This is a genomic window from Cellulomonas sp. B6, assembly GCF_001462455.1.
GTDB lineage: Bacteria > Actinomycetota > Actinomycetes > Actinomycetales > Cellulomonadaceae > Cellulomonas.
On the sequence record NZ_LNTD01000185.1, the window covers coordinates 1 to 3,125 of the forward strand.

Sequence of the window (3,125 nt, forward strand, 5' to 3'; positions counted from 1 at the left end):
CCGACGGCCGCCCCGCGGCCCGCCGCGGAGGCACCCGCCCCGCGACCCGCCTGGTTGCGCGACGCACCGACCCCCCCGGGCCCGCGTGGCGCGGGACAGGACGCCGCTCCCGCGGACGCCGCGGGTTCCCGTGCCGACGCCTGGCGTCGCGCGTGGGGGCTGCCCGCCCTGCCCACCGACGACGACTCCCCGGAGGAGGGGCGATGACCCGCAGCGCGGTCCGTGGACGACCGAACCCGACCCGGCGCCCCGGACGACGCGCCGCGCTCCTCGCCGTGCCGTTCGTCGTGCTCGCCGGGTGCGCCGCCCCGCTGCCGCAGGCGGAGCCGGAGCCGGTGCCCGCGGTCGCGCCGCCCGCGCTCTCGGTCGCGCAGTCGCAGCGCGTGCTCGACGCGGTGGCCGAGGTCGTCGCCGCCGGCGACGTCGCGAACGACGCCGCCGGGCTGCCGGCCCGTCTCGAGGGCCCCGCGCTGGCGATCCGGACGGCCGAGTACGTCCGCAACGTGACGACCGAGGGCGGACGCCCGCCGACGGTGCTGCCCTTCGAGGAGCAGGCGCTGATCGTGCCGGAGACGGACGCGTGGCCCCGCACCCAGCTGGTCGTCACCGAGCAGCCGGACGACCTGCAGGCTCCGCGCATCCTCGTGCTCCGTCAGGACGGGCCGCGCGAGCCGTACCGGATGTGGGGATGGGCGCGTCTGATGCCCGGGGTGTCGATGCCCCCCACGGCCGCGCCCGAGGTGGGCAGCCCCACGGTCGAGCCGGACTCGGCGGGCCTGCTGATGACGCCGGCGGACGCGCTCGCGCAGTATGCCGACGTCCTGGGCAACGGCGACGCCTCGCAGTTCGCGCCGTCGTTCGCGTCCGACGCGTTCCGCGCGGGGATCGAGAACGAGCGCACGGCGCTCGCGACGAACCTGGCGGACACGGCCTCGGTCACCCAGACCTACGCGGCGGCTCCCGAGCCGGTCGTCTCCCTGGGGACGGTCGACGGCGGAGCGGTCGTGGTCGGCGAGCTGACGACGACCTCGACGATCGCGCTGACCGCCGGGGGCAAGGTGAACGTCGAGCCCTTCTACTCGGCCCTCACGGGTGGCGCGACGAGCGCGGAGAACAGCCTGACGCGGGTCTTCGGGGGGGTCGTCGTCCTGTACGTCCCGCCGGCCGGCAGCGGTGCGCAGGTCCAGGTGCTCGCAGGTGAGCAGCTGGTGACGGGGGCGTCCGTGCAGTGACGCGCGCAGCGAACGCTCCGCGTCGACGCCCCGGTGTGCCGCACGCGGCGGTGACCGGGCAGAATCCCGGCGGGACGATCGCGCGCACGCTCGGCGCGCGGCGGTCGCCCGCAGCACCGTGAGTGACCACGAGACCGAGGAGCACCTGATGTCGCAGCCGTCGCAGCAGCCCCGTCCACGGCTGGATGCGCGAGGAGCAGTCGACCTGTCCGCGCTCACCCGGCCGGCGACGCCGGCTCCCGGCAGCCCCGGAGGACTGCCGGTGCCGACCGCGTACGTGCGCGACGTGGACGAGGCAGGTTTCGCCGACGTCGTGCAGTCGTCCACGCAGCACCCGGTGGTCGTCGTGCTGTGGGCGTCGTGGAGCGAGACGAGCCAGCAGGTCGCGGCCGAGCTCTCGACGCTCGCCGCGGAGGACGGCGGGCGGTGGCTGCTCGCGCGGATCGACGCCGAGGCCAACCCGCAGGTCGCCGCGGCGTTCCAGGCGCAGTCGGTCCCGACGGTCGTGGCCGTGCTGGGCGGCCAGCCGCTCCCGCTGTTCCAGGGAGCGCACCCGCGCGAGCAGGTCCGCGGGGTCCTGGACCAGCTGCTCGCGGCGGCCGAGGCGAACGGCATCACCGGCCGGGTCGTGGCAGGGGAGGCACCGCAGGAGGAGCCCGACCCCGAGCCGGCGCTGCCCCCGTTGCACCACGCGGCGTACGAGGCGATCGAGCGCGACGACCTCCCTGCGGCCCGCGCGGCCTACGACCAGGCGCTGCGCGAGAACCCGCGGGACGCGATGGCGCGGGCAGGGCTCGCGCAGGTCGGTCTCATGGAACGCACCGCCGGGCTGGACGCGCGCAGCGTGCGCGAGGCCGCGGCGTCGGCTCCCGACGACGTGGACGCCCAGCTCGCGGTGGCCGACGTCGACCTGTTCGGGGGAGCGGTGGAGGACGCGTTCGCGCGTCTGGTCGACGTCGTCCGGCGGACGGCCGGCGACGAGCGTGAGCGCGTGCGCGTGCGGCTGGTCGACCTGTTCGAGGTCGTCGGCACGGACGACCCCCGCGTGATGGCGGCCCGTCGAGCCCTGGCGTCGGCCCTGTACTGAGCCGCGGCGTCGACGCCGCTGTGATCCGGCGTGCAGCAGGTCGCTCGAGGAGCGCGCCGCGTCGCGGGGCCGACCTCCGGCCGTCGCTGGGCGTCGACCGTGGGGCGGCCGGGTGATCGGCGCAGACCCGGCGCTTCTCTGACGGCCACCGACGCTCGCCCGACGCTTGCCCGACGCACGCCCGACGCACAGCCCACTTGCCGCAGGCAGGTCCGCCCCCGAATGCCCAGGTCAGAGGGCATCTCGGGGGCGGACTTGCATCCTGGGCAGAGTGTGCGTAACTTTCTCCAGGCCGCCCGGCAGGGAGGAACGGACACCGAGCACGACTCGGTGGTCGGTCCCCCGGGCAGGCACCCCGGACTCTTCCTCGCAGGGCATCTCTGTGCCTGGTGGGACGCAGACCGGGTGGATCGAGAGGGACTCACGATCCGGTATGGTCTTCCAGGCGCCGAACCCCACGGGGAGCGGCAGAACGAAGCCGGTCCGGTTCTGAGGACCTCGGCGACCCGGAGACGACAGCGAGAAGCTGAAGTTGACAGGGAGCAAGCGATCGGCTAAGTTTGAACGGTTGCCTCCGAGCGAAACCCGAGAGGGTGAGCAGGATGCGCGTCTGTTCCTTGAGAACTCAACAGTGTGCCAAGTAGTCGATGCCATGTTTGTGGTGTCGAGCCTGTTCTGACCCACCCCGTGGGTATGGATCAGGGATGATGCCAGTTGATGCCCTCTTTCGAGGGGGTTCTTTGTGGTGTCTGTTGCTTGCTGGTCTTCGGGCTGGTGGGTGGCTGATGAACATTCACGGAGAGTTT

The 3,125-nt window shown here is 73.8% G+C and carries 2 protein-coding genes; both read left to right on the plus strand.

What is annotated here, in order from left to right; all coding sequences use genetic code 11:
- Positions 1-203: 203 nt before the first annotated feature.
- Entirely contained in the window at positions 204-1,232 is a 1,029-nt protein-coding gene (locus ATM99_RS15305; protein WP_223305164.1) for a hypothetical protein, read from the plus strand.
- 148 nt (positions 1,233-1,380) lie between these two features.
- Entirely contained in the window at positions 1,381-2,319 is a 939-nt protein-coding gene (locus ATM99_RS15310; protein ID WP_062103724.1) for a tetratricopeptide repeat protein, read from the plus strand.
- Positions 2,320-3,125: the final 806 nt, after the last annotated feature.

Bases quoted from the DNA above. Each gene is read 5' to 3' on its own strand.
- ATM99_RS15310 (WP_062103724.1), top strand. From the start codon at position 1,381: ATGTCGCAGCCGTCGCAGCAGCCCCGTCCACGGCTGGATGCGCGAGGA.
- ATM99_RS15305 (WP_223305164.1), top strand. From the start codon at position 204: ATGACCCGCAGCGCGGTCCGTGGACGACCGAACCCGACCCGGCGCCCC.